Genomic DNA, 1,984 nt, shown 5'->3' with positions numbered 1-1,984 from the left:
ACAGGCTAGCCAGGGCCGCGGCGACGAAGGCGGCCAGGAAGGCCATGCCGTGCACGCCCAGCAGCGGCGCCCAGCCCGCGATAGGACTGTCGACCTGGGCATAGCCGATGTTGAGCCAGGGGAAGCCCGTCAGCAGCACGGCGCGCAGCCATTCGAACGCCGCCCACATCGCGGCCCAGGCCAGCGTGCCTGACAGGATGCGGGCAGGCGGAGAGTCCGGTTCCAATGGCGCGTAGCGGCGCGCCAGCGCGCTGGCCGTGGCCGGGAACAGGGCCAGGAAGGCCGACAGCGCCAGCACCGCGGCCACGGCCAGCGGCGCGGCCAGGTCGCCGTAGCGGTGCAGGCTGATGAAGATCCAGTACAGGCCCAGCGCGTAGCTGGAGAAACTGAACAGCCAGCCGCGCAACCAGGCCTGTTTCGCCGAAGGCGCATACAGGGTCACGCGCGCGGCGATGGCCAGCATCAGGACCTGGGTAACCGCCAGCGCCCAATCCGGCAAGGGCCCGGGTGAGAAAGTCAGGGCGTGCGCGGCGCCCGCCAGCACCAGGCCGGCGGCGCCGCGCAGGATACGGCTGCGCGAGGACTGGGTCATTCGTCGGAAGGAGGGGAGACTTGTGGCGCGGCATTGCGCTTGACGCGCAGCCAGATGGCGCGGCGCGCGTCGCCGCGGGCCACTTCCAGGCGCAGGCCGTCGAATTCGGCGGTGTCGCCGCGGCGCGGGATGCGGCCCAGCTGTCCGCCCATCCAGCCGCCGACGCTGTCGTACTCGTCGTCGGGCAGTTGGCAGCCGAATACTTCGTTGAAGTGCGAGATATCGGTGGCCGCGAGGACGCGCCACTGGTTCTCGCCTTCGGGGAAGATGGAGTCTTCCTCGGTTTCGTCGAACTCGTCCTCGATGTCGCCGACAATCTGTTCCAGCACGTCTTCCATCGTGACCAGGCCGGAAATGCCGCCATGCTCATCGATGACGATGGCCTGGTGGTTGCGGCTGGCGCGGAACTCGTGCAGCAGCACGTTCAGGCGCTTGGATTCGGGGATGAAGACGGCGGGCCGCACCAGCGTGCGCACTTCGATGCCGGGTTCCAGCATGCAGCGCAGCAGATCCTTGGCCAGCAGGATGCCGATGATGTTGTCGCGGTCGCCCTCGTACACGGGGAAGCGCGAATGGGCGGTCTCGATGACCGAGGCCACCAGGTAGGGAATGGGCTGCGTGACGTCGAGCAGGTCCATGCGCGAACGCGGGACCATGATGTCGCCCACGGTGCCTTCGGACACGGCGAGCGCGCCCTTGATCATCTTGTAGGATTCCGCGTCGAGCAGCTGGCGTTCGTGCGCGGCTTCCAGAACGGCCTTGATGCCTTCGCGGTCCTCGGGCTGGCGGCGCACAAGGGAAAGCAGGCGGTCTAGAAGGGATTTGGTGGCGGGTTTGGCTGAGCGAGCAGGAGTCGCTTCGGGAGCAGGGTAAGGGTCAGACATCGTCCGGGAGGACAAGTTATGGAGGGGCCAGCATAACCGATACTGGCCTGCAATTTGTAACGACGGCCCGTTAAATGAAGGGAACCGCCGCCATCTGCGCCTTGCAGGCCGCCATTTCGCGGCATCCTCTCAGGGTTGACCCGAGGGGCAGAGTCAGGCTGCCACGTACGGATCGGCGATGCGCATGTCGGCCAGGGTGGCGGTCTCCAGGGCTTCCATGCGCTTGGCGTCGCGGGCCTTGATGTGGTCGTAGCCCAGCGCGTGCAGCACGCCGTGGATGGTGAGGTGCGCGGCGTGGTCCAGCAGGGCCTTGCGCTGTTCGCGGGCCTCGCGCACCAGCACCGGCACGCACATGACGATGTCGCCGCGCGCAACCCCCAGCGGATCCACACCGTACTCGAAGGTCAGCACATTGGTGGCGTAGTCGCGGCCGCGGAAGTCGCGGTTCAGGCGCCGGCCCTCGGCCGCGCCGACCAGGCGCAGGCTGAGCTCCGCGGCCGAGAACGCC

General features: G+C 67.9%; 2 protein-coding genes and 1 pseudogene. All 3 read right to left on the bottom strand.

Features of this window, described 5'->3' with window-relative positions; genetic code table 11:
• Window positions 1-592, bottom strand: a pseudogene (locus VIR09_RS31135) (apolipoprotein N-acyltransferase); the annotation flags it as partial.
• Entirely contained in the window at window positions 589-1,476 is an 888-nt protein-coding gene (locus VIR09_RS31130; protein ID WP_332016377.1) for an HlyC/CorC family transporter, read from the bottom strand. The pseudogene VIR09_RS31135 and the gene VIR09_RS31130, both read right to left, overlap by 4 nt.
• 153 nt (window positions 1,477-1,629) lie before the next feature.
• Window positions 1,630-1,984, bottom strand: a 355-nt coding sequence (ybeY, locus tag VIR09_RS31125; RefSeq protein ID WP_332016376.1) for an rRNA maturation RNase YbeY, incomplete at its 5' end; no start/stop codon positions are given.

Origin of the sequence: Achromobacter sp., from assembly GCF_036567245.1 — a bacterium.
Lineage (GTDB): Bacteria > Pseudomonadota > Gammaproteobacteria > Burkholderiales > Burkholderiaceae_B > Achromobacter.
This window is presented reverse-complemented; position numbering and strand designations above follow the sequence as displayed.

Excerpts from the sequence above, each read along its gene's own strand:
- VIR09_RS31130 (WP_332016377.1), bottom strand. The coding sequence starts at position 1,476 with ATGTCTGACCCTTACCCTGCTCCCGAAGCGACTCCTGCTCGCTCAGCC.